The following is a 22944-nucleotide window of genomic DNA, read 5'->3' as shown; positions in this document are numbered from 1 at the left end:
TTTAAAATGTTTTGGATAAAAAAAATCCGTCCCCTTTCAGGGACGGATATAAAATTCCGCAACCACCCTGTTTCTCCATTGAAACAAGCACGATTCTGCAACGTACCGGCATACGCGACTTCTGTAACGGGAAGCACCCGTGAAAACCTACTTACTTATCTGAAACTTTCGGCTTTCCTTCTCAGGGATGATATTCAAGCCAGTTCCGACGCTGCATCACACCAGCCACAGCTCTCTGAAGACGGTTCCTCTGTCTTTACTGATTCCCTTCATGGAATTTACTTCTGTTATGTGTTAACTCTTTAATGAGTTAAATCAATTCTAACTCTGTTTGTTTTGATAGTCAAGTTTTTTTTTCAAAAACTCCTTCAGGCGTTCTTTCCTTCTCCGGCGAAGTACTCCTTCACAAGCTTTACAACCACACCGGAAAGCAGGAATACTGCGATAAGGTTAGGGATCGCCATCAGACCGTTGAAGGTCTCTGCGATACTCCAGAGAAGTCCAAGGTCAACAGTTGCACCGATGATTGCTACCAGAGAGTACAGTACCATAAAAGGTCTGATAGCTTTTTCCTTAAAAAGGAACTCCGCACATCTGGCTCCGTAAAGTCCCCATCCAATGATAGTGGAAAATGCGAAGCAGCACATGGCAACTGCTGTAAAGATGGAAACCCAGTTTCCGTATGTACTGGTAAAACCGCTGATGGTAAGCTCCGCTCCTGCTGCTGCGCCATAACCAACCGGCACCCCGCTGCAGAGGATGACAAGCGCTGTCAGCGTACAGATCACGATCGTGTCCGTGAATACCTCAAAGATCCCGAAAAATCCCTGTTTTACAGGTTTTCTGGTGTCTGCACAGGCATGTGCGATGGAACCGGTACCAAGACCTGCCTCATTGGAAAAAATACCTCTGGAAACACCTTTTTTCATACTCATGAAAAAGCTTCCTACTACGCCGCCTGTCACAGATGCCGGATTAAATGCCCCTCTGATGATAGCGCTGAAAACCCCCGGAACATTTTTCCAGTTGATGATAACTACACCGACGGCAAGAATAATATAAAACAATGCCATAAACGGTACCAGCTTTTCTGTAACCTGGCCGATCCTTTTGATTCCGCCAAGCAGGATCATTGCCACAAGAATCGCAAGGATGATCCCCATAACAAGGTTTACCGTAGAAGTATTGTCTGCAGCGATCACATTGTAATTGATCAGTGCAGAATCAATAGCTGTTGTAATGGTATTAACCTGGGTTGCATTTCCGGTTCCGAAAACAGTCAGCACACCGAAAGCGGAAAACAGATACGCCAGCCAGTGCCAGTGTTTCTTAAGGCCGTTCTTGATGTAATACATTGGTCCGCCAACCAGATCTCCGTTGGCATTGGTCTCACGGAAATGTACCGCAAGTGTTACTTCGGAAAACTTCGTACACATTCCAAGAAGTGCGGAAACCCACATCCAGAACACAGCTCCCGGTCCTCCGATAGCGATGGCACCTGCGACACCTGCAATATTTCCGGTTCCCACGGTAGCAGCCAATGCGGTACAGACAGCCTGAAACGGTGTCAGACTTCCATCGGAAGCCTCACGTTTACGAAGCATACGTCCGATGGTTACCTTGATGGCATAAGGAAATTTACGGATCTGGAGAAAATTCGTGCGGATACTTAAATAAAGACCCACACCAATAATACAGATCATTGCAGGAACGCCCCAGATGAAATTGTTTATGGCAGCATTCACTGATTCAATAACAGATAACATTCTATAACCCTTCCCTTATTTAATTTTGTCTTTTCGGTCAGTACGTTTGTTTGTACAAAAAAGACGATTCTTCAAATTATAGCACATTTTCTGTCGAATGTATAAGAGAAAAGCTTTATAATTTTACTATGATAAAGAAAGGAAGTGAATAAAAGCTGCCAATCCTGTTGTCAAATATGTGATACACCTGTAGTAAAAATACTTATCTGTGGTCAGTATCATTTTCCGTATCGTCCAGGAATGTAAATATATATCCCCAGTATTTCTCCAGGATCTTGCCTCTGCTTCCATAGATCTCATGCTTTGTTCCGATCATATGGATATAATCGCAGGTGGTTTTTCCCTGACGGTTGATCTTTCCGGCAAAATTCTTCAGGGCACGGACAGACACTAGATCTTCGGTCTGGGCCTGGATGAGCAGCATTGGTGCCGTATACTTTTTCCAGCCGTAAAGACGCAGATACCAGCTCATCTCTGCGGAAGCCCAGAGCCAGCCGTAGGACGGAGACCAGGTCTGGAGTTCTTTGTGCTCTGCGCGGAGATTTTTGTAACGCTCATATCTTGGTTTTGATGTTGCGGAACTTGTCTCAAAAGAACCGCCGCCATCGTATGGTTTTTTGCCTGCTACGTATTCTTCATCTTTTCCCAGAATGCACTTCTCCAGAGCGATTCCGGTGGCTGCAGGCCACGGAACATTTCCGGTAAGAGGCCGGATCATCGGGGAGGAAAGAATTACTTTGTGAAACCAGTCCGGCTCCCAGACTGCCGCAATACCGCCAATAGCGCCTCCCATGGAATGGGCAAAAAGATCCATTGGCAGATCCGGGTGAGCTTTTTTTATGTAGCGGCATGCTTTCAGGAAATCGCGGATATATCGTCTCCATGTATCGATGTGGACCAGAGACGGATCTGCAGTAAGGCGATAGCTTCGGCCATGACCGCAATGCTCCGGAATATACACGTGGTAGCCTTCTTTCAGAAAATAGTAGGCCACTTCATCGTATTTCGCCGCGGATTCTGTAAAACCGTGACTGATGACCACCACACCTTTTGGCGCATCAGACAGATACTGCAGCATGTGGATCTTACCTGTGATCCGTTTGTTTTCGTTGCGAAATGGGTAGTCTGCTCCCGGTACATATAGTTCTCTTCTCCGGGCTGACAGATATGGCTCTACGGTATTTTTCATAGTTTCTTCGTATTCGTTCTCATGTATGATCTGCATATTGATTAAAAACCTCCCTTGCTTTTGGTGTATTGCTTTTTTCTCTGCGATTTATGTTTATCCTTTGTAAGATTTTTGAATGATCGTTGATTTCTGTCTTCTTACAGGATAACAGAATTCACTTCTTCCGGCAATGTTTTTTAGTCCATTTTGCTCTTTAATTTCTGTTGAAAAATACCCGGACATTTTCGCATGTACCGGGCATTTCTGTTATGATTTCTATTATGATTTCTGTTGTGTCAAGCGGATATTCGCAATCCCGAAAAGGACTTCCCTGATTCGGTTAAAAGAATTTCACAATGTCTTCCACATCTTTACGTTTCGGGCGTGCAGGCTCCTCTGCTGCTTTTCCGATTGCAATCACTGCAACTACGGTCTCTGTTTCCGGAATGGAAAGAATCTCACGGAGCTTATCTGCTGTACGGAGTCCCATGATCACAGTTCCATAACCAAGCTCCCATGCTTTAAGAACCAGGTTCTCATTCTGAAGTCCCAGATCATAGCAGCCCCAGCCATTTCCAAGTTCATTATCCGGTGTACCGTCTTTCTGGAAACCGGAACGGTTCTGTACAAAAGTAGTAATGATCAGAGCCGCATTCTCTGCCTTGGGCTGGTTCATTTCCGGAAGGCATTCTTTGCTGATCTTCTCTACCATATCTTCAGATGTCACACAGTAATATCTTCCTGTCTGGGAGTTCTTCCAGCTAGGTGCTTCCTGCGCCGCCCTGATTATGGTAAGCAGCTCATCTTTTGTGATCTTTCCCTCCGGGCTGTATTTACGGATGGTTCTTCTCTCTTCGATCAGTTTCTGAAATTCCATATTGATCCTCCTCGTCTGGTGATGCAGAATTTGTGTAATCATTATTAAGTTCTGCGGTTATTGGTATGCTGATTTATATGTTCATATTTTTCATGAAATAATTTTAGCACAATACTGTGTTGAAATCAATTTGTACTGCGAACAACATATGTACTGTAAACATTGAACACTGCTGTTCGCAAAATCACAAGCTTTCTTCTCAGAATTCCAGCATCTGTCTGGAATCTGCACCATCTTTCTTAAAATCAGAATTCAGAAACTCAATCTTCTTCGGCTGCACCTTGATCAGGTTCATGGTATGCGGCATTTTTTTCAGCGCATCCAGCGGGATCTTCCGAAACTCTGCCGCTGCATTATACTCATCAGAAAACGGTGCCACAAGCTCTGCCTCTCCTGTCACCTGCATTCCCTTCAGTTTGCCAAAGCCCTCATATTTATCAAAAATGGCCAGACACACATTCTTATTCTTTTCCAGTGCGGCAAACTTCTCGCCGCCTTCGGAAAACATCCAGAATGCACCATGATGATACGTATACTCGATAGGTGTGCAGCGCACAAACTCTCCCGCACCCGTTGCCAGTGCACAGGTTTTATTTGCCAGAATATACTCTTCCACTGCTTTCTTCAGCTTCGCTTCATCCAGCTTTACACTTTCTGCGTCTTTTTTCTTCCAGTAGGATGCAGCCTCTTCATATTCTTCATGGGAAAGATCTGTTTTTTCCAGAATCTCCTCACATTCATCTTTATCCAGGCACAACGGAATTCCAGTTACACTGTTTACGTTAAACCCGCCGTACCAGGTTCCTGTTACCTCCAGGATATCTCCTACTTTATAGTCAGAAGAATACTCGTCATTTTTTTTGATTACTTTGATCTTTGCCATTTTTTTGCGCCTCCTGATCTTTCTATACAAACGGATTATAAAATCTTCCAAAACGGATGGTCACTGTAAGGCTGATAATAAGCAGCACAACACCCAGCCCCAAAGTAATGAAATCTCTTTTTACAAAAGGTCTCTTCATATACCAGCTTCGCTTCTTATTCTTTCCGAATCCGCGAAGCTCCATGGCGTTGGAGATCACATCGATCCGGTTCAGGCTGGTAAGAATCAGCGGCAGAAGAATATTTACAGAATTTTTCAGCCGGGCAAAAAAGTGCTCATTTTTTCCAAGCTCCACTCCTCTGGCCTGCTGCGCCTGACTGATGCTGTGATAATCCCTCTGGATATCCGGAATGTAGCGCAATGCGATCGCAACAGAATATCCAACTTTATAGGAAATGCCAATGCTGTTCAGACTGGCCGCAAATTCACTTGGATTGGTAGCAGAAATGAAAAGGATCGCTACCGGCAGCGCCACAAAATATTTCAGGGAAATATTCAGCATATAAAACAGCTGCTCCTGTGTCACATCATATCTCCAGAACAGATGACAGATGATATGTTTTGTCCCATACAAAGTCGTACCCTGATTCGGGTCAAACAGAAAAATAAACAGATTGTTCAGAAGCAGAAATACCAGCATAAAAATCATCATAAAGCGGACTTCTTTAAATTTGATCCTGCTGAGTTTAAATGCGGCAATACTCACCGCAAACAGCCCCAAAAGTACCCAGGTATTGTAGGTGATCATGCTGGCAAAGGTAAACAGCAGGAAAAAAGCAAGCTTGGTTGTACCGGTCAGCTTATGCACCACACTCTCCCGCGGCAGATAATTCAGTACTGTTTTAGCAGCCATGGCTACGCACCTCCCTGTCTTCCTTTATGAAACGTTCCACAAACGCTTCCGCCGGTGTGATATCCATATGGTTGGCCAGTGTGAACAGACTGGTCTCCTTCAAGGCCGCCTTCTGTATCAGCTCCGGATCACAGAGAACGGCTGCCGCACTTCTATCTGCAATCAGCTGTCCGTCTGCAAATACCAGTGCACGTGGTGTATATTCCAGCATCAGGTGCATGTCATGAGTGATCATTACAACCGTAACTCCCTGCTCATTTAAACCACGGAGAAATTCCATGATCTCTGTATAATGGTGGAAATCCTGGCCCGCGGTGGGCTCATCCAAAATGATCAGTTCCGGATTCTGCACAAGAACACTTGCAATTGTCACACGTTTTTTCTGCCCGAAACTTAAAGCAGATACCGGCCAGTTACGGAAGGGGTAAAGGCCGCAGATCTTTAAGGTTTCCTCCACTTTTTCCCGAATCTCTGCATCACTTTTTCCCATATTTTTAAGGCTTAATGCAACCTCATCGAAGATCATGGTCTTGGAGATCATCTGGTTGGGGTTCTGCATAACATACCCGATATACTTTGCTCTGTGACGAATATTTTCCTGAAGAAGATCTCTGCCGTCAAAAAGAATCTCACCGGAATCCGGCGTTTCAAAGCCGCACACAAGCTTGGAAAATGTGGATTTTCCGGCACCGTTTTTTCCGACGATGCTGACCATCTCGCCTTTCCCGATAGAAAGACTTACATTGCGAAGTGTCTGATGATCTTTTGTGTAACCAAAACTTAAATTCTTTACTTCCAGAAGAGGTGTTTTTTCTGCTTCTTTTTCTGCTGTCGGCTGAGCATGGAACCAGTTGTGGATCTTTGTTCTGTCTGATTCATTTATGATCACGGAATCCACATGGGAAGGTTTTTTCTCTGGAAGGATATCCACTCCTGCGTAGCGCATAGCTGTCAGATACAATGGCTCGCGGATTCCGTTTTCTCCCAGAAGCCCTGTGGAAAGCAGTTCATCCGGATGAAGATCTGCAAGGATTCCTCCGTCTTTCATAAGAATGATGCGGTCTACATTTCGCCACAGAACATCCTCGAGACGATGCTCGATGATCACTACAGTAGTATCCGTTTTTTCCTGGATCTCATCGATCAGCTCAATGGTCTGCTTGCCAGTGGCAGGATCAAGGTTCGCCAGCGGCTCATCAAAGAGAAGGATCTTTACCTGATCCACCATAACGCCTGCAAGACTTACTCTCTGCTTCTGACCACCGGAAAGCTCATGAGGTGCATAGTCCATGTGGTTCTCAATCCCTACCAGTTCTGCCGCATGGCGGGTGATCTCATGCATCTCATTCTGGGGCGTGCAGCTGTTTTCCAGGGCAAAAGCAATGTCTTCCCCCACTGTCAGGCCGATAAACTGTCCGTCCGGGTCCTGTAATACAGTACCAACATGGGCAGACAGCTCGAAAATGCTGCTTTTTGGCGCATCGACGCCGTCTACAGTCAGCTCTCCGGTACATTCACCCGGATTGGAAAATGGATTCAGTCCGTTGATGCAGCCGGCAAGAGTGCTTTTTCCACAACCGGAAGGTCCGGCAATGAGAACTCTCTCACCTGGATAAATGTCCAGATTGATCCCCATCAGTGTAGGACGTTTCTGGGCACGGTACTGAAACGTAAAATTTTTAAAAGAAATAACAGGAGATTTTTTCTCAGTCATGTATTATTACCTCAATAAATCAATAAAACTTTCATATATTAAGAGAAGAAAAGCCTTTTCATATGCCTTATAAGCACAATGAAAAGGCTTTTTGTCAAAGTTTTACTCCTGGTCCAGAGAACCTTTCTTTGCAATGGTCTTCGTATAAGCCAGGATCAGAAGTCCACCTACTACAGCTCCGGTAATTGTGTTGGAAACTGCTGCAAACGCACCCTGTGCAAATACTTTATTTGCAGGTTCTGCATAGATCAGAATGTCAAGTACAGGAGCCACAACGACCCATCCGATCACATGTGCAACCACATTTGCGATTACAAAAATCGTTACTTTTCCTTTACCGAACTCACCTTCCTGAACATTCAGCTTCTTCGCAAAAACACCGATTACCACACCTACAAACGCAGAAGTGATAACCCAGCTCCACCACGGGCTTCCGCCCCAGGACAGATCTACCAGTGTGTGACCGATGAATCCGATCAGTCCACCTGCAACCGGTCCGTACATTGCTGCCAGCAGAGCCAGTACTGCATACTGAAGGCTGATGTTCGTATTCGGTACCGGACTTGGGATTGCCACAAAACGTCCGAGCACGAAAAACAGAGCCGCACCAATACCGATGGCTACAACATTTTTAATGCCGTTATTGTTGTTCATAGTCTCTTCCTCCCTCAGTTTCTCACACTGTCTTCATCACAAGCCACAGTGCGGACTCGCCGTGCAGACACATGAGAATTTCTGCTTCATTTATGAAACACGCATAGTATACGACTTTTCTGAAGAAGTTGTCAATGGACAGACGCTTTGTCTTTACGATTTACCACATAAATTCCCACACAGACAAGGAACAGTGCGATCAGGCTTCCCAGATTAAATGCCTGGCGTACTTCTCCCAGGACCAGTGCAGACAAAATTACGCTGAACAGAGGATTTACAAAGCCAAAGATTGCAACCCTGGATACATCATTCCATGCAAGCAGCACTGACCACAGTGTATAAGCCACGGCAGAAACCATTGCAAGATAAAAAATAATTCCAATCCCGGCAGCATTTACCACTCCCAGATGTCCGCCCATTATTTTTCCGATAAGAAACAGAACAATTCCACCCATAGTAAACTGTGTTCCGCTGAGTATTACCGGTGACACTTTTCTGGAAAAAATATTGATCAGTACTGTAGACATTCCATAAGAAAACTGCGCGATCAGGATAAATCCTTCTCCCGTGAGTTTAAATCCTGCATCCAGGGAATTTCCCATCAGGTTGATCACAACAACGCCTGCAAAACCCAGGATACATCCGATCATCTTTCTTCCTGTCATACGCTCCTTACGGAAAATAAAACAGGATAACAGAATCGCGATAAAGTTTCCAAGGCCTGTGATGATCGCACCTTTTACTCCGGAAGTATGCGCCACTCCGATATAAAAGAAGAAATACTGACACACCGTCTGCGCCAGGCAAACCGGTACTGCATATTTCAGGATCGTCCGGTCCGGGATCATCACTTTCCGTTCACTGATGGACGCAAAGATCAGTACCAGAATCCCTGCCAGTGCAAAACGCACTCCCGCAAAAACGATCTGGCTTGCGGTATCTGCAGAATCCACCTGCATCAGACGATATCCTGTCTTGATCAGCGGGATCGCACTTCCCCAGAGAAGACAGCAGACACAGGCAAGTGCCGCCACCACCCAGGTTTTTGTCAACGTTGTTTTTGTTTGTTTCATTTGTTTATTCTCTCTTTCCCAAAACTTCTTCCATCTGACTTAAGATGGATTTTATTTCATTTATTGCACTGATACTGACGTCACGGAAATCAATCTTTTTCTCTTTTCCACGAAATTTCGCTTCATAAGTTCTGGCTTTCTCTTCATCTTTATCCTTATATCTGGCTTTTCCGATCAGCCAGGCACTGGAATCCGCATGGTCCGGATATTCCGTATTTCCCTGGATCAGAAAATCCTTCGAAGTTTCTGTCAGTGCTGTTTTCAGTTTTTCTGCTTTATTCAGAAATTCTTCGGTTACCTGTGGATAATGTTCTTTTATATAGAAGAGATTTTTGTGAATACAGGTGGCACTTTTTTCCATCAGTTTCCGTTCTTCCGGATTCTTAAAATTATCATATTCCCCTGGCTTCACTTCCCAGCCACGGATAGACTTACTCAGTTCCATCAGCCAGTACACATGTCGTGAAACATCTTCCGGGAACATGAAATAGGTAGAAAATTCATGATCGATCATCGGCGCAAGGCTGATAATCTCTCCCTCTTTATCACAGAGAAAAGCTACATTCTCATAATGATAATTCTGGTCTCCCTTCAGAACAGAGATCAGTACCTGCATAGCAAGCTGTTCTGCCAGATCTTCGTGTTTCTGGAAAAATTCCGATTCAAAGATGTCCCGATAATCGTAAAACATCTGGCAGTAGTTTACATAATTATCTATGTCAACTTTTTTATCCGGATATTTCCGGAAAAACTCCAGAAGATTCAGAAGGGACTCTCCCTCCTTATATGCCACAGGAACTGCGGTTCCATAATCGAGATATTTCTCATTTACCGCCTCATAACCCTCACAGATCGCCAGCTCATACTGTGGCGCAGGCATGAAATATTCATTAATGACCGTTGACCAGAATACCTCTGCATAAGCATATAGTGGTGTGGAAAATGGCTTGGATTTCGTCAGTGGTTTAAAGATCATATTCCCTGGAAATATGGGGAAATGCTTTTCCCCGCTTACCACACCTACGGCTTCCGCTTTAAGGTTTCCGATGCGGTCTTTGTATTGATAATGTGTAACTTTATAACACATAGCAGTCATATCGTATTGCTTTCCCCTTCAATGTATAAGATGGTTCCCGGCCGGCAAGGCATTCACTTTTCAGCGGACGTTTGACGATGATCTTATCTGGATTCGCCTTGATCGCTGCATCAAAAAGATCCGTTTCCTCAGAGCAAGGTGGTTCCAGTTTCTGGATCAGCTGAAGTTTCTTATTGATCAGGCTGGATTTCTGCCTTGCCGGGAACATAGGGTCCAGATAGATCACGTCCACCGGATCAAGAAGTTTTGACATACATTCCACACTGTTTCCTTCGATCACTTTCATACGACTGGCAATGTCTTTCAGATCTATATTTTTCTTCGCACGGCGAATGGCATCTTTCAGAAGAGCTGCAATCACCGGATTCTGCTCATACAAAGTCACCTCATATCCCTGAGCTGCCAGAAGAAAAGCATCTTCTCCCATTCCGGCTGTGGCATCAATGGCCTTCCTGCCCTCTTTATCAGACTTGGCAGCTTTCACCAGCATCTCATGCTGCAGCCGTCCATTGGTCACTCTGTGCAGCATAGACTCTACGAAATTACCCTGATAGGTCAAACCAAATCCCGACAGAGATACCCCTTTAGAATCAAACCGGACAGTAAGATAATCCCCCGGCTTATCCTGAATCGGCGCATCCGTCCTCCTGGCAAAAGACTCTGCCTGATCCCTTTGTCCACCCTTTCCAAGGCAGACTACGATTTTATTGTTCATTTTTGTTGTTCTCACTTCCATGGTTGTTTGTGGTAATCCTGAAGATATAAGTATAACATAGTATTACCAAAACATCGTATCATTTTTTTGAGAATGTCACATCATTTCTTAATGTTCCTCTTCCATCATTGCTTCAATCCATGCCTTTTTTGCATCCAATGCATTTGCTACCGCAATTTCAACAGTTTCACCGCAGGTAATGCACCCTGGCAAATCAGGATAAAAAGCCACAAATCCTCCCTCTTCCTTATCTTCTATAATTTCCATACGATAGGGCATTTCCATATAATCATTCATCGTTTTCATTTTTATTCTCGGTCTCACTTTCGACTATTTGTCTTACCAGCTGGTAGATCGCTATTCCGTCTTTTCGGCCATTTCAACTCACAGCCTCTCAAGGAAGCTGACATAAAAAGAAAGTAAAAATCCTATATACAACGTTTTCTTTTTTCACTCTTGTAATATCTGATCTTTTCGTTTATAATAACCATTGGTTAGTATTGTTCTATATATTATCATAACCGTTGGTTAATATCAAGAGGTGAATTTTATGAATTTTTGTCCGGAAAGGCTGATCCAGCTTCGAACGTCCCTGAATATCAATAAAGCAGAAGCCGCACGCCAGCTGAATATTTCGGCTATGGCATACGGCCGTTACGAACGTGGAGAGCGTGAGCCCTCCTACCAATCTGCATGTTTTATCGCACAGACTTTTCATTGTAATGTAGATTTTTTATATGGAATATCTGACCAGATGGAAGCCGATCAGATCATCATCTCCCGTTCCGAATCACCGGAACTGTATGAACTGGTACAGACGATGCAGACAGACCAGGAACTGAGAAGCAGGATTTTTACTTATGTCAGGGAACTTTCATACAAAAAAACTGAGGAACTGTCCTGTAAATAGAACGGTTCCTCTGATATATTTTTCTTATATAGGGAAAATATCCATTATAAATATAGAAAATAACTCCCTTCTTCTGCCTGATTTATTCCCAGTCACTTCTCCGTTTTTTGTAGTCCTCATCAATCTGCCTTTTCCAGCTTTCATCAATACGCGCATCATTTCTGAATACAGAAATCGCTTCTCCGATCACCTGGTAATTCAGCATAGTTCCTCTGCTGTCACAATTATAATTTACCGCTCTGTCTTCACTGATGCCAAATCTTCCTGCCGTTTGTACCGCATCTATGTTTGCTCCCAGAAAAAGGAACTCCCAGCCATATCTGGATTTCTGACGCTCGATCATTCCTTTCACCTTTTTGGCACTGTAATAACGACTGGCATTTTCTTCCCCGTCTGTTATGATAACAAATAATGTACGCTCCGGCACATCCTCCATTCTGGCATATTTATGTACATTTCCAATATGATGGATTGCCCCTCCGACAGCATCCAGAAGTGCAGTACATCCTCCCACAAAATACTCTTTTTCTGTTAAGGGCCTGATCTTCTCTAAATCTACCCTGTCATGAAGAACTTCTGCCGTATTATCAAAAAGCACCGTAGAAACCAACACAGAACCTTTTTCTTTTTTCTGCTTTTCGATCATGGAATTAAATCCCCCAACCGTATCTCTCTCAAGTCCTGCCATAGAACCGCTTCTGTCAAGGATAAATACAATTTCTGTCGTCTCTTCCCTCTCGCACTCCCTGCCAAGTTCCCTATCAAACTGGTTAAGGACTTTTCTCATATTGCCCGGAATTCTCTTCCTGCATTCTTCCCGCAGCTCCTCCGGCACTCCATAAAAAGCTTCTGCAATACTACCCGCAATAGCCGCCAGAGTATCTGTATCACCACCAATAGAAACTGCATTTCTCACAGTATCTTCGAAATCCCCTGCTTCCAGAAAAGCAATGATCGCTTCCGGTACTGTTTCCTGACAACTTTCCACATGATGATAAAATGGCCTGATCTCATCCAACGTTCTGTTCAGATTGTAATGAAATTCTCCTGTTACATATTCCCGGATCTCTTCCTTTGACTTTCCATTTCGGGCAAGAAAAATACAGCTGGCCGTTGCCTCAGCACCTTTAATTCCTTCCGGATGATTATGTGTCACCTTTGCTGTTGCCCTTGCTGCTGCCCGGGTCTGTTCCAGATCCGGATATAACCATCCTGCTGCCGACACACGCATCGCAGAACCATTTCCATAGCTTCCATAAGGTTCCGGATGATCCGCCATAAGCCACTGACGAAATCTTCCGCCATACCCTGCTCTTGGATATCGTCTTCCCCATTTACGCATCTGATTCTGAACAGCATTTTCAATTGTTTCTTCATCCGCATTTATTCCGGTTTCCATTAAAGCTTCTGCCACCGCGATTGTCATTACAGAATCATCTGTAAAACGACATCCCCATGAAAACAGTTCAAAATCTTTTGTCTTATCGCCTCTGTCAAATTCAAATGGACTTCCAATAATATCTCCTAAAATCGCACCGTACATATATGCCTCCTGTCCCCGGAACCAATCCGGTAATCTTGTTTTTTTATTGTGATTTTATAATACACGGGTTTTATACCAGTATGGTCGCTGAACCGGCGACATTTTTATAAGATAGGAATAAAATATCCATTTGCACTCCACTTTGCTGCATTCAGACTCCCAGTATTTCATTTGTGTATTTAAACAAAACCGTATTCAACTGCATGATATCATACTGTCTGTCTATAAGCGCTTTCTGCACGATCAGATCCACCTTACTGCTTGGGCTGAATGCCCAGTCTGCTCTCGCCAGAAGATCTTTTGCCTGTTCCAGATTTAATTTCAGCGCAATACACAATGCCATAACTGTTTTTTTCTTCGGATGATAATGGCTGTCACACTGGATTTTTGAAAAATGCTTCCTGTCAAGATTGGCCGCTTTCCACACATCCTTATTATCCATTCCCGATCTTTCTATCAGCTCGAACAGTTTTTCATGAAAACTCGGTCCGATCTGATTCAACTGCTCCTCCAGGGACATCGCTCCCCATCCCAATGCTTCATTGGAAAAAGATGCCTCATAAAAATTTTCTTCTGGAAATCGATCCGCAGGATAACCGTTTCGATTCTCATACTCTGATCTTCTGTCCCGGCGAAATGGTTGAGAATATTCTGCCGCATAATTTTGATTCACATAATTTTCATCAATGTAAGAATCTACAACATCTACAATCTGACTGGAAAGCTGAAATGATTCTTTGTCAAATACCGCAAGAATGATATTCATCTCATGCTCAGCAAGAAATTTACTGAATGTAGAAACTGCGATCTCAAGAGCCATATCTTTCGGAAATCCATACACACCCGTTGCGATCAGCGGAAACGCGATACTTTCACAATTCAGCTCTGCTGCTTTTTTCAGAGATTTCCAGTAACAACTTTCCAGTATTTCAAATTCATGAGATTTCCCCCCCCTTCCATACAGGCCCAACGGTATGGATGATATACTTTGCGGAAAGATTATACGCATCCGTTACCGCAATCTCTCCCCGACGGATTTTTCCAATCTTCCACCTTGCCCGAAGTAACTGTGATTTTCCTGCCGCCTTATAAATCGCATAATCCGTGCCACTGCCGTAAACTGGATTGGGATTCGCCGTATTTACAATGATATCCGCTGTAATTTTTGTGATGTCATTCTGTATGATCTTAAATGGCATAGCATACCTTCTTTCTGTTATTCACGTTTATGAATATAATATTTCCTGGACTAATTATCTCTTTTCTTATCATACCATAAACCGATATTTCAGCGATATCTATTTTTCTTCCGTAGTGTGCTCCTGCCCCAAGAGCTTTTTTATGTCACTGGAATATTATGAAGAAATTTCCCATAACCAAAAAGCTGAACCAGATTTTACATCTGATCCAGCCATAATAATTCTATATATTTCACGATCTCAAAATCCGGTCCTTACGCAGACTCACACAGGAACAACTGTACTTCCCAACCAGAATCAGGTACATCACGCCAACCACCAGGATTGCCATGATACCTGTTTTGAAAAACAGATGGGATAACATTGTAACGATCAGCAACAGCCCGATGGCTTTGCTCATAAAAATATAAGTCTTGTAAGAACTCTGATAGATAACTTCCTTCTCCGCCTCATCGCAGCTCTCCACCCACTGCTGATGGAATTTTCTGGAGGAAACATCTCCTCTTTTTTCCGGATGCACTGTCTGAAGCAGCTTGATATATCTGGCCTGCATGATTCCATTATAAAAGAAACAAGCTACAAACAGCCCACAGGCAATGAGAATATTAATCGCATTTTTATTACTGGATTCGATATATCCTATCTGGTATCCATTTGCAAGAAGAAAAATGCAGAGTACCTGTGAAACAGCATTGACACACTGCAGAATGGCTCCATATTTTTCCTCCTGATAGCTGACAAGATCTGCTTCCTCATCTTCCGCTGTAGCTATTCTGTCACAAACCGTTTTCAGTTTCCACAGGCAAAATTCTCCAGCCAGAATGGAAACAATATTTACTATCAGCAAACCCGGAACCAATATACTCTGAACCATCTTAGTCCACGTTGTCAGAAATGCTTCCAGATCTCCATGAAAATAATACATAAAAACACCGAAAAAGCCTCCAAGCACACCTCCAAACACCATTGCCAGAAGCATTTTCACACTGAATTTTTTAACACTTTTTGTCTTATTCTCCTGTTTCATCTTCATCCTCCTCATACATGAAAATGTCCTCTACACTTACCTGAAAGATCCTGGCGATCTTAAGCGCCAGTGTTACAGACGGTGAATAATCGCCTCTCTCAATCAGGCTGATCGTCTGCCTGGACACCCCGGCCAACTTCCCCAGCTCAGTCTGATTAATCCCCTTGCTGGAACGATATTCTTTTAGACGATTTAACAGTGGCAATTCAGGCCCTCCTTTTGCTGTTTATTTTGACAAGTTTTCTTGTCATTTCATAGTTTTATCTTAGCATTGACAACTTTACTTGTCAATATGTTTTTGACAAATATTGTTGTCATTTTTTGAGAACGAAAATAGTTTTATACATTTAATTCACAATTTCACGAGAAGGTAGCCGGCTGAAATACAGGCTATTTCAACTCACAGCCTCACAAGGAGGCTGACATGTAGTGGCTATGGTGACAATTATTATGAGGATCTCTTGATCGTTATTCTTGTTCCAGCGGGAAGCTCGGCAACGCTTCCAGCAGCTTTAAGGAAATGTGCTGCCGCATATCCTCGTCAATGACTTTTTTCACTTTGCCGCCCGGCTGCCTGATCTCCACCGTGGAAAGCTCGTCGATGTAGTCCGCATAGTGGGCCAGCACCTTTTCTGTGGCCCACTTCTCACCGGCAACGGCGGCTTTGATTGTTTCATAGTCCAGCAGCTTTTCTTGTCCGTCCATCCTGATACCCCCGTCAGATTGATTTTTTCCATGATACCATATCTGGGAGTATGGAGCCAAAGAAACCGGCGATTTTCTGCTGGTAAATTCTACGCATTTAGAGCGGCACTATGGCGGGGATAGGATAAAACACTCACATACCCCGCCGACTATGCGGGAAAAACCTTGAAATATAGGGCTTTTTAAGGCCCTAAATGCGTAGGTTGGTGCTTTGTTGCGATATGCTCCACGGTTACGGTGTATTGTTCATATTCTGTTTTCGGGAATCTTTATGAAATCTTCAAAATTGCCCGGTATGCTATCCGTAAAATCAAAGAAAGGACTTGATTATATGGATATGATTTTGAAAACGACTGACCTCTGCAAAAATTTCAAGGGGCAAATGGCGGTAAACAATGTGTCACTGAACATCCGGCGCAACTCGGTTTATGGTCTGCTGGGGCCGAATGGGGCTGGCAAATCCACGATCTTAAAAATGCTCACCGGCATTTTGCGCCCCACATCGGGAAGCATCGAGTTTGACGGCCACCCGTGGAAGCGGAATGATCTGGAGCATATCGGTGCTTTGATTGAGATGCCCCCGCTTTACGAAAATCTGACTGCATACGAAAATCTCAAAGTCAGAACTACATTGCTCGGCCTGGACGATGCACGAATTAACGAGGTATTGCAAATTGTCCAGCTCACGAATACCGGCAAGAAACGGGCCGGGCAGTTTTCTCTTGGTATGAAGCAGCGGCTTGGTATTGCTATTGCATTGCTGAACAGTCCCCAGCTTTTGATTCTGGATGAACCGACTAACGGCCTTGACCCTTTAGGGATTGAGGAACTTCGAGAGTTAATTCGCTCTTTTCCCTGCAAAGGGATTACAGTTATTTTGTCCAGCCATATTCTGTCAGAAGTCCAGCAGATTGCAGATCATGTGGGTATCATTGCTGGCGGCGTCCTTGGATATGAGGGAGAGCTTCGCGCCGGTGAAGATTTGGAACAACTCTTTATGAATGTTATTCGCAGAAATGGTAAGGAGGGATATTAAATGGAGATGGCATATATTCAGGCAGAGAACCTAAAGCATAAGAGAACTTTCACAAAAACGCTGATCGTTCTGGCCCCGTTTGTAACTGCGCTTATGAACTTTTTTGCCCCTCTTTGGTTCCAGCTCAATTCTTATAATTGGTGGTATATCCTGCTTTATCCTGGATTCCTTACGCTCACCTGTGCCTTGATTGAACAGCGGGATAATGGCAAACTAAAATATCGTGCCGTTGCTTCATTGCCTGTTTCGCAGAACAAAGTCTGGAAAGCAAAAATTGGAGTGGCCGGTATTTACTCCTGTGTGGGGAATTTCATTTTCCTGGCGCTAAATCTGTTGGGCGGTTTTGCAATATTAGTTATCAACGAAATTCCCCTGACAATCGGAATTTGGCAGGCTGCGGCCGGAACAGCTTGTATTGTCATTGCAAGCCTATGGGAAGTTCCGCTGTGCTTATGGTTATCAAAAAAAGTTGGTATCTTTGTCACGGTTATTCTTAATGCCGGACTTGGAAGCGTTTTAGGGATTTTCACGGCTACAACCTCTTTGTGGATGATCTGCCCGTATAGCTGGGTGCCGCATCTTATGATTTCCGTGTTAGGTATTTTGCCTAATGGTGAGCCGGTTGCAGATCAGAGTACGGCAATGGCATTTTGGATGATTATACTTGTATTGGTCATTTCGCTGGCCTGGTTTGCGGCGCTGTCATTTTTAACTGCAAGATGGTTTGAGAAAAAGGAGGTGGGGTAACTATGGTATCTGTGGTTCGCTGCTGGAAAGCAGAATATCAGAAGTGTAAACATAGCATTTTGCTCTATATGCACAGCATGATTCCGATTATATGTGCGGCGATTTTTGCGGGTTACTATCATATATCCAGATGGGAACTGGCAACCAAAATCAGTGCCTATCTGGAAGTGCTGGCCGTTGCGTTCCCGTTTCTGATCGGCATTATTGTGGGCCTGGTTGTTCAGATCGAAAATCAGGCCGGGCATTATCAGCTTTTGTTGGGAACAATCCCATCTCGCATGGCAACGTATATTGGTAAACTTGGTTTTCTGATGATCTGTGCTTTTGGCGCAACATTTTTAGCGTTAGGAACATTCGCTGCACTATATAGGGATGCTCCGGCAAGCCTTTACCTGAAAGCAGGGATTCTATTGTTGATTACCATGCTTCCCATTTATCTGATTCATTTGTTTGTGGGAATGAGCTTCGGAAAAGGTGCATCTATGGGATTGGGAATTGCAGGGAGTTTAATAGCTGCCCTTATGATAACAGGGCTTGGTGACGCTACATGGAAATATATTCCCTGGGCCTGGGGCGTTCGTGCTATGGATTACACTGTGCTTGCATGGGATAGCCCCCAACTGTATGCACAGGTAAAAACCGATTTTTTCAGCGGTATGATTATTTCTGTATGCTGCACTGTTTGTCTGCTGATTGCCAGTTTGGTTTGGTTTCATGGTTGGGAGGGAGGTAAAAACAGTGAATAAAAAGTGCCTGTTTGCCGTGGTAATTGTGCTTGTAAGTCTTATATGCTTATCGGCCTGCGGTGCGCTCCGCGATACCGCCGATAAAAATAAGGCGTTAAATGAATCTCTGCCGTATTATGAGCTGAACGCCGCAAACTATGATGAAATTTCATATAACGGCCTGACATATACCATAACGGATGAATGTCTTGAAATGTCAGAACTGCAAGAAGAAATCGGGCAGGTATCGAAACGCTTCAAAAATGTGGCGGGGGAAGATTTCAGTTTCGGCTACGTTTACAGTATTGTGGATGTGGATATAAGCAATGCCGTAGCTGTAAATATCAACAATGAATATCGGAAAGCTGACATTAAAAATAATGATGAGTAACCTCGACAATGTGGTATAATGGGGCGGGAGGCGATTTTTTGACCCACTTACTTGTAGTTGACGATGAAGTTTCTATCTTGGAATTGATTAAGAACAGTTTGGGGAAAGATGGATATTTGATAACAGTCTGTCAAAATGCGGATGATGTAGACATCAAAAAGCTGCATTTCTATGACCTCATTCTTTTGGATGTGATGATGCCTGGCACAGACGGGTTTGAGTTTTGCAAACAGATCAGGAATATGGTAGACTGCCCGATTCTCTTTCTGACCGCAAAGACATTAGAGGAAGATATATTGTTTGGATTGGGCATCGGTGCGGATGATTATATTACGAAACCTTTTCGTATTCAGGAGCTTCGCGCCCGTGTCGCGGCACATTTACGCAGAGAAAAAAGGGAGCATCACAGCACACTTTCATTTGAGCCTGATATAAGATTTGACCTTTCCGCAAAGGTACTGTATGTTTCAGAACAGCCGGTTCCCCTTACCAAAAGCGAGTATTCAATCTGTGAATACCTTGCGAAAAACCGGGGACAGGTTTTTACAAAAGAACAAATCTATGAAGCCGTTTTCGGGTTTGATGGAATAGGCGATAACTCTACGATCTCAACGCATATAAAAAATATTCGTGCGAAATTGGAGCATTTCAAAATAAGTCCGATCAGCACCGTATGGGGGATAGGATATAAATGGGAGTGAAAAAGAAACCTACATTGAAAATATTGTTTCGCCAGTTTGCTATCTCCCTCATTGTCATGCTGGTAGCGGCAATTATTGTCCCTTCTGGTTTGGAGGGACTTGCTGTAAATGCTGGATTAGCTACAAGAGCAAATCTAAGTGAATTGCAGGTAAAAGAGATCATTCCAACGCTGACGATTGCCCCGGATATTACAAAGGTTGTGATTCCACAGGGATGCGGCTACTTAATTCTGGACAAGAACTTTAATGAGCTTTACAGCAATATGGACGATGATGAAAAAGAAATTGCCCTGCTGTACGCAAAGGGAGAATATATTGAATATGCTACGGGGAGGCAGTTTGCACTTGTTGTCCGGGAAAACGAATTTTGCGTTTTAAGGTATTATATTGGTTCTCAATTTACAGTGTCATGGCTACCGGAATATTTTCCATCTCCTGACACGCTTGTGTTTATCCTGATGGCTGTAAATTCGCTGCTGGTCATTATCATACTGACCGCCAGATTTGCTAAGAACCTGCGTACACAACTGACCCCGCTTTTTGAAGCAACTGCGGAGGTTTCAAAGCAAAACCTTGATTTTGAAGTAGGACACGCCAAAATCAAAGAGTTTGAAGATGTCCTTGCATCTTTTTCAGATATGAAAGATAATCTGAAAATTTCGTTAGAACGGCAATGGAAAACCGAACAGACACAGAAAGAGCAAATCGCCGCGCTTGCCCATGATTTGAAAACGCCTCTGACGGTTATTCAAGGAAATGCTGATTTACTCACAGAAACAAATCTTGATGATGAGCAACGATTATACGCTGGTTACGTCGTGGAAAGCTCCGGCCAGATGCAGTCATATATTCAAACCCTGATTGATATATCACGGGCGGCGGTTGGTTATCAGCTCCATATTGAAAGTATAGACTTGCCAGCGTTCATGCAGCACTTGTTCGGTTATATGGAATCACTATGCCGGACAAAAGAAATCCGGCTGCAAATGAATACTGTTTCACTCCCTCAAATGCTGAAATTTGATAGGGTGCTGATAGAACGTGCTATTATGAATGTTATCAGTAATGGGCTGGACTACTCCCCGCAAGGCGGAACGCTTTATGTGGATGTTCAGAGTAACAACGGTTTCGTGGAAATTTCAGTCACAGACGAGGGAACGGGATTTTCTAAAGAGGCATTATGCCACGCACAGGAACGGTTCTATATGGGCGATCAAAGCCGCAATTCAAAGTTACACTTTGGTATGGGTCTATATATTACAAATTCGATTATGGAACAACATAATGGTCAGCTTATTTTAGAAAATTCAAAAGAAACCGGCGGCGCAAAGGTTACTATGAAACTTCCTTGCTGATTTTCCGATAGTGTAATGGACGTCTTTTATGTCCGTCCATTTTTCAAATCTTTATGGAATCTTCAAAAATTCCTCTTATCATGTATCTAAAGAAAAAACATCTGCCCAGCGGCAGAAAAGAAAAAAACCGCTGCTGGGCAGACCCATTTTCACGCTTAATTTATATTCACTGGTGGCGGTTTTGAGAAATCAAGGCCGCTGCTTTCTTTCTGTCATTCCCAGCAGTTAAAGGCATGGCGGCCCACGGGAGGACGCCGCCATGCTGTTTTACTATCATTATAATCTAATCCACTTCTACCGCTTAAAAAAAGCCTTGCCCCGCCACGGGAATATTCCGGCTATGAGTATGAACTATACCATGTAAGAAAACAACAAAACGCTTCAAATCGTCGCCCGGTAGGTTTACGACCTGCCGGGCGATTTTTGTCGATTTTCGCGGATTCTCATTTCCGGCAAAAAATCAGATGGAAAAGGAGGCGGTCAGCAGACCAGGGCCAGCATAGGCCCCTGACAACGGACAGGATCATCCTGCTCACTCCCCACGGAAAGGGGGTGAGAAGATGAAAGTTACCCCTGATGATTACGGGAGGCGCTGCCAGTTTGACCATTTTTGCAAGCTGGTACTGTACCATGAAGCCGTTGACTACTTCCGGGAAAGGAAGCGTCAGCGTGGCTGGGAAACATCCTTTGAAACGCTGCCGCTTTCGGAACTGGACACGCTATGCACGATAGATCAGTACCCCAGCGACAGTTTTATATTTCCGGCCTATGGCTGTGAGCTTCAGATCAGCGACGGGCTGGTGGCCGCTGCCTTTGCCAGCTTGCCCCAGCCGGGACAAAGCATCTTGATACTGCATTGTGTCCTGGAACTGACGGACGGCGAGATCGGCGCGGTGGTGGGAATGTCCCGCAGCGCCGTCCAGCGGCACAGGACTAAGACGCTGGAAACCATGAGAACAAGACTGACGGGAGGTATTGCAGAATGAAGCAGTTCTTGCTTTCCAGATCGGCATTCATTCTTTCCAACACCCGGTAAGCAAACGAAACTGATAATCCAAAGAGTTCTGCAATGTCTTCTACTGATAAATACATTTTTCTCTTACGCATGAAACCATTCCTTTCCCTCTTCCTGTGGAATCTCACAGGTATCTTCTACCCCGTAGAAACGCCTCACAAAATACTTTGTCGGAACTTTTCCTCTAAGCGTCAAATATCCCTGTTCTTCCAGCTCCTTATTCAGATTGCCAATGATCTCATAAGCCGATGTCTGTTTCACCTCCAGAAGTTCACATATATCAGCTGCCTTTAAAAATAATTTGTTCTGCATAATCAGTACCTCCTGTATTTTGAATATTTATCTCTTCATATACTCTGTACTGGCCGATGCAAAATCGGACATCATTTTCCGAAATTTAGCAAATTATTTTAATTTTACAGTTTCCATATGTGTTATCGCTGAACCATGGAGTTAATATCATTGAAAAAGGGTATAAAAAAACAGTCTGCCCTGACGGAAAATATTTCCATCAAAACAAACTGTTCTTCATATTCACACTAATTATATTTTCTGAGCATAGTTACTTTTGCGAAAATCTCAGATAACTCCGGAAAGAAAACAAAGAAAAAAAAGATTTTTTAACTCCATTTGCACTCCACCGGAACATCCAGACAGCCCGCAAAACCTTTATTTATGGGCTTTTTCGCAATTTAGTCCGCTACTCAAACTCGACAACTACTAATCAATTTTGTTTAGAGATTATTTGCTATCGTATTTGCCTTTCTTTTAATTCTTTGATTTGTCCATAT

The 22944-nt window shown here is 43.7% G+C and carries 23 protein-coding genes, 3 pseudogenes and 1 other annotated feature; of the genes and pseudogenes, 8 read left to right on the top strand and 18 right to left on the bottom strand.

Annotated elements, in window-relative coordinates:
• Nucleotides 1–35 precede the first annotated feature (35 nt).
• Nucleotides 36–282 (bottom strand) — a binding site (T-box leader).
• 86 nt (nt 283–368) lie between these two features.
• The 11 genes and pseudogenes from G5B06_RS06460 to G5B06_RS06410 all read right to left on the bottom strand — a co-directional run.
• Nucleotides 369–1766 carry an alanine/glycine:cation symporter family protein gene (locus G5B06_RS06460; protein WP_148446141.1) on the bottom strand — a complete coding sequence of 466 codons (1398 nt, stop codon included), beginning with the start codon at nt 1764–1766 and terminating at the stop codon, nt 369–371.
• 202 nt (nt 1767–1968) lie between these two features.
• A complete protein-coding gene (locus tag G5B06_RS06455; RefSeq protein ID WP_173771575.1) occupies nt 1969–2991 on the bottom strand; it encodes an alpha/beta fold hydrolase in 1023 nt (340 codons plus the stop codon).
• A gap of 283 nt (nt 2992–3274) precedes the next feature.
• Nucleotides 3275–3811: a nitroreductase family protein gene (locus G5B06_RS06450; protein ID WP_173771573.1), complete on the bottom strand. Its 537-nt coding sequence runs from the start codon at nt 3809–3811 to the stop codon at nt 3275–3277.
• 199 nt (nt 3812–4010) lie between these two features.
• A complete protein-coding gene (locus G5B06_RS06445; protein WP_330384916.1) occupies nt 4011–4694 on the bottom strand; it encodes a pyridoxamine 5'-phosphate oxidase family protein in 684 nt (227 codons plus the stop codon).
• A gap of 22 nt (nt 4695–4716) precedes the next feature.
• Complete coding sequence (locus G5B06_RS06440) at nt 4717–5547, bottom strand: energy-coupling factor transporter transmembrane component T family protein (RefSeq protein ID WP_173762723.1); 831 nt, start codon at nt 5545–5547, stop codon at nt 4717–4719.
• Nucleotides 5537–7261 carry an ABC transporter ATP-binding protein gene (locus tag G5B06_RS06435; protein WP_173762722.1) on the bottom strand — a complete coding sequence of 575 codons (1725 nt, stop codon included), beginning with the start codon at nt 7259–7261 and terminating at the stop codon, nt 5537–5539. The genes G5B06_RS06440 and G5B06_RS06435 overlap by 11 nt, the downstream gene beginning before the upstream one ends.
• 102 nt (nt 7262–7363) lie before the next feature.
• Nucleotides 7364–7915: an ECF-type riboflavin transporter substrate-binding protein gene (locus G5B06_RS06430; protein WP_173762721.1), complete on the bottom strand. Its 552-nt coding sequence runs from the start codon at nt 7913–7915 to the stop codon at nt 7364–7366.
• 131 nt (nt 7916–8046) lie between these two features.
• The gene (locus G5B06_RS06425) at nt 8047–8988 is read right to left on the bottom strand and encodes a DMT family transporter (protein WP_173762720.1); all 942 of its coding nucleotides are present in this window, start codon (nt 8986–8988) and stop codon (nt 8047–8049) included.
• Nucleotides 8989–8992: 4 nt separating this feature from the next.
• A complete protein-coding gene (locus G5B06_RS18970) occupies nt 8993–10084 on the bottom strand; it encodes a hypothetical protein (RefSeq protein ID WP_243278931.1) in 1092 nt (363 codons plus the stop codon).
• Nucleotides 10065–10799, bottom strand: coding sequence for a class I SAM-dependent methyltransferase (locus G5B06_RS06415; protein ID WP_173762719.1), 735 nt, complete (start codon nt 10797–10799; stop codon nt 10065–10067). The genes G5B06_RS18970 and G5B06_RS06415 overlap by 20 nt, the downstream gene beginning before the upstream one ends.
• 117 nt (nt 10800–10916) lie before the next feature.
• Nucleotides 10917–11105 (bottom strand): annotated as a pseudogene (locus G5B06_RS06410) (type II toxin-antitoxin system HicB family antitoxin); the annotation flags it as partial.
• 244 nt (nt 11106–11349) lie between these two features.
• Here G5B06_RS06410 and G5B06_RS06405 point away from each other — a divergent pair.
• Complete coding sequence (locus tag G5B06_RS06405; protein ID WP_021977433.1) at nt 11350–11709, top strand: helix-turn-helix domain-containing protein; 360 nt, start codon at nt 11350–11352, stop codon at nt 11707–11709.
• Nucleotides 11710–11791: 82 nt separating this feature from the next.
• Here the strand turns inward: G5B06_RS06405 and G5B06_RS19610 are convergent, their stop codons facing one another.
• The 6 genes and pseudogenes from G5B06_RS19610 to G5B06_RS06375 form a co-directional block, all read right to left on the bottom strand.
• On the bottom strand, nt 11792–12496 hold the full coding sequence (locus tag G5B06_RS19610; RefSeq protein WP_173762740.1) for a vWA domain-containing protein: 705 nt from the start codon (nt 12494–12496) through the stop codon (nt 11792–11794).
• A gap of 57 nt (nt 12497–12553) precedes the next feature.
• Nucleotides 12554–13252: pseudogene (locus tag G5B06_RS19605) on the bottom strand (ADP-ribosylglycohydrolase family protein); the annotation flags it as partial.
• A gap of 151 nt (nt 13253–13403) precedes the next feature.
• Nucleotides 13404–14451: pseudogene (locus G5B06_RS06390) on the bottom strand (macro domain-containing protein).
• A gap of 232 nt (nt 14452–14683) precedes the next feature.
• On the bottom strand, nt 14684–15478 hold the full coding sequence (locus tag G5B06_RS06385) for a DUF3169 family protein (RefSeq protein ID WP_173762717.1): 795 nt from the start codon (nt 15476–15478) through the stop codon (nt 14684–14686).
• On the bottom strand, nt 15462–15683 hold the full coding sequence (locus G5B06_RS06380) for a helix-turn-helix transcriptional regulator (protein ID WP_173762716.1): 222 nt from the start codon (nt 15681–15683) through the stop codon (nt 15462–15464). Before G5B06_RS06380 ends, G5B06_RS06385 begins: the two co-directional genes overlap by 17 nt.
• Nucleotides 15684–15946: 263 nt before the next feature.
• Nucleotides 15947–16183 (bottom strand): helix-turn-helix domain-containing protein, encoded by a 237-nt coding sequence (locus G5B06_RS06375; RefSeq protein ID WP_118064609.1) that lies wholly within the window; start codon nt 16181–16183, stop codon nt 15947–15949.
• A gap of 331 nt (nt 16184–16514) precedes the next feature.
• Here G5B06_RS06375 and G5B06_RS06370 point away from each other — a divergent pair, with 331 nt between their 5' ends.
• The 7 genes from G5B06_RS06370 to G5B06_RS06340 all read left to right on the top strand — a co-directional run bounded on the left by G5B06_RS06370 (nt 16515) and on the right by G5B06_RS06340 (nt 22124).
• Nucleotides 16515–17219 (top strand): lantibiotic protection ABC transporter ATP-binding protein, encoded by a 705-nt coding sequence (locus tag G5B06_RS06370; RefSeq protein ID WP_173762739.1) that lies wholly within the window; start codon nt 16515–16517, stop codon nt 17217–17219.
• Entirely contained in the window at nt 17220–17966 is a 747-nt protein-coding gene (locus G5B06_RS06365; RefSeq protein ID WP_008705323.1) for a lantibiotic immunity ABC transporter MutE/EpiE family permease subunit, read from the top strand. It begins immediately after the preceding gene.
• A 2-nt stretch (nt 17967–17968) separates the two neighbouring features.
• Nucleotides 17969–18712: a lantibiotic immunity ABC transporter MutG family permease subunit gene (locus tag G5B06_RS06360; RefSeq protein WP_025580193.1), complete on the top strand. Its 744-nt coding sequence runs from the start codon at nt 17969–17971 to the stop codon at nt 18710–18712.
• Nucleotides 18705–19082: a NisI/SpaI family lantibiotic immunity lipoprotein gene (locus tag G5B06_RS06355; RefSeq protein ID WP_025580194.1), complete on the top strand. Its 378-nt coding sequence runs from the start codon at nt 18705–18707 to the stop codon at nt 19080–19082. The genes G5B06_RS06360 and G5B06_RS06355 overlap by 8 nt, the downstream gene beginning before the upstream one ends.
• Before the next feature lie 38 nt (nt 19083–19120).
• Nucleotides 19121–19783 carry a response regulator transcription factor gene (locus tag G5B06_RS06350; protein ID WP_055056575.1) on the top strand — a complete coding sequence of 221 codons (663 nt, stop codon included), beginning with the start codon at nt 19121–19123 and terminating at the stop codon, nt 19781–19783.
• Nucleotides 19774–21138 carry a sensor histidine kinase gene (locus G5B06_RS06345; protein WP_118071896.1) on the top strand — a complete coding sequence of 455 codons (1365 nt, stop codon included), beginning with the start codon at nt 19774–19776 and terminating at the stop codon, nt 21136–21138. Before G5B06_RS06350 ends, G5B06_RS06345 begins: the two co-directional genes overlap by 10 nt.
• A gap of 560 nt (nt 21139–21698) precedes the next feature.
• The gene (locus G5B06_RS06340) at nt 21699–22124 is read left to right on the top strand and encodes a sigma-70 family RNA polymerase sigma factor (protein ID WP_118510262.1); all 426 of its coding nucleotides are present in this window, start codon (nt 21699–21701) and stop codon (nt 22122–22124) included.
• Between the two features lie 113 nt (nt 22125–22237).
• Here the strand turns inward: G5B06_RS06340 and G5B06_RS06335 are convergent, their stop codons facing one another.
• On the bottom strand, nt 22238–22465 hold the full coding sequence (locus G5B06_RS06335) for a DNA-binding protein (RefSeq protein WP_118263272.1): 228 nt from the start codon (nt 22463–22465) through the stop codon (nt 22238–22240).
• Nucleotides 22466–22944: the final 479 nt, after the last annotated feature.

This window comes from Blautia luti (genome assembly GCF_013304735.1).
Classification (GTDB): domain Bacteria; phylum Bacillota; class Clostridia; order Lachnospirales; family Lachnospiraceae; genus Blautia_A.
Note: the sequence above shows the minus strand (reverse complement) of the source record. Positions and strands in the feature narration are given on the sequence as shown.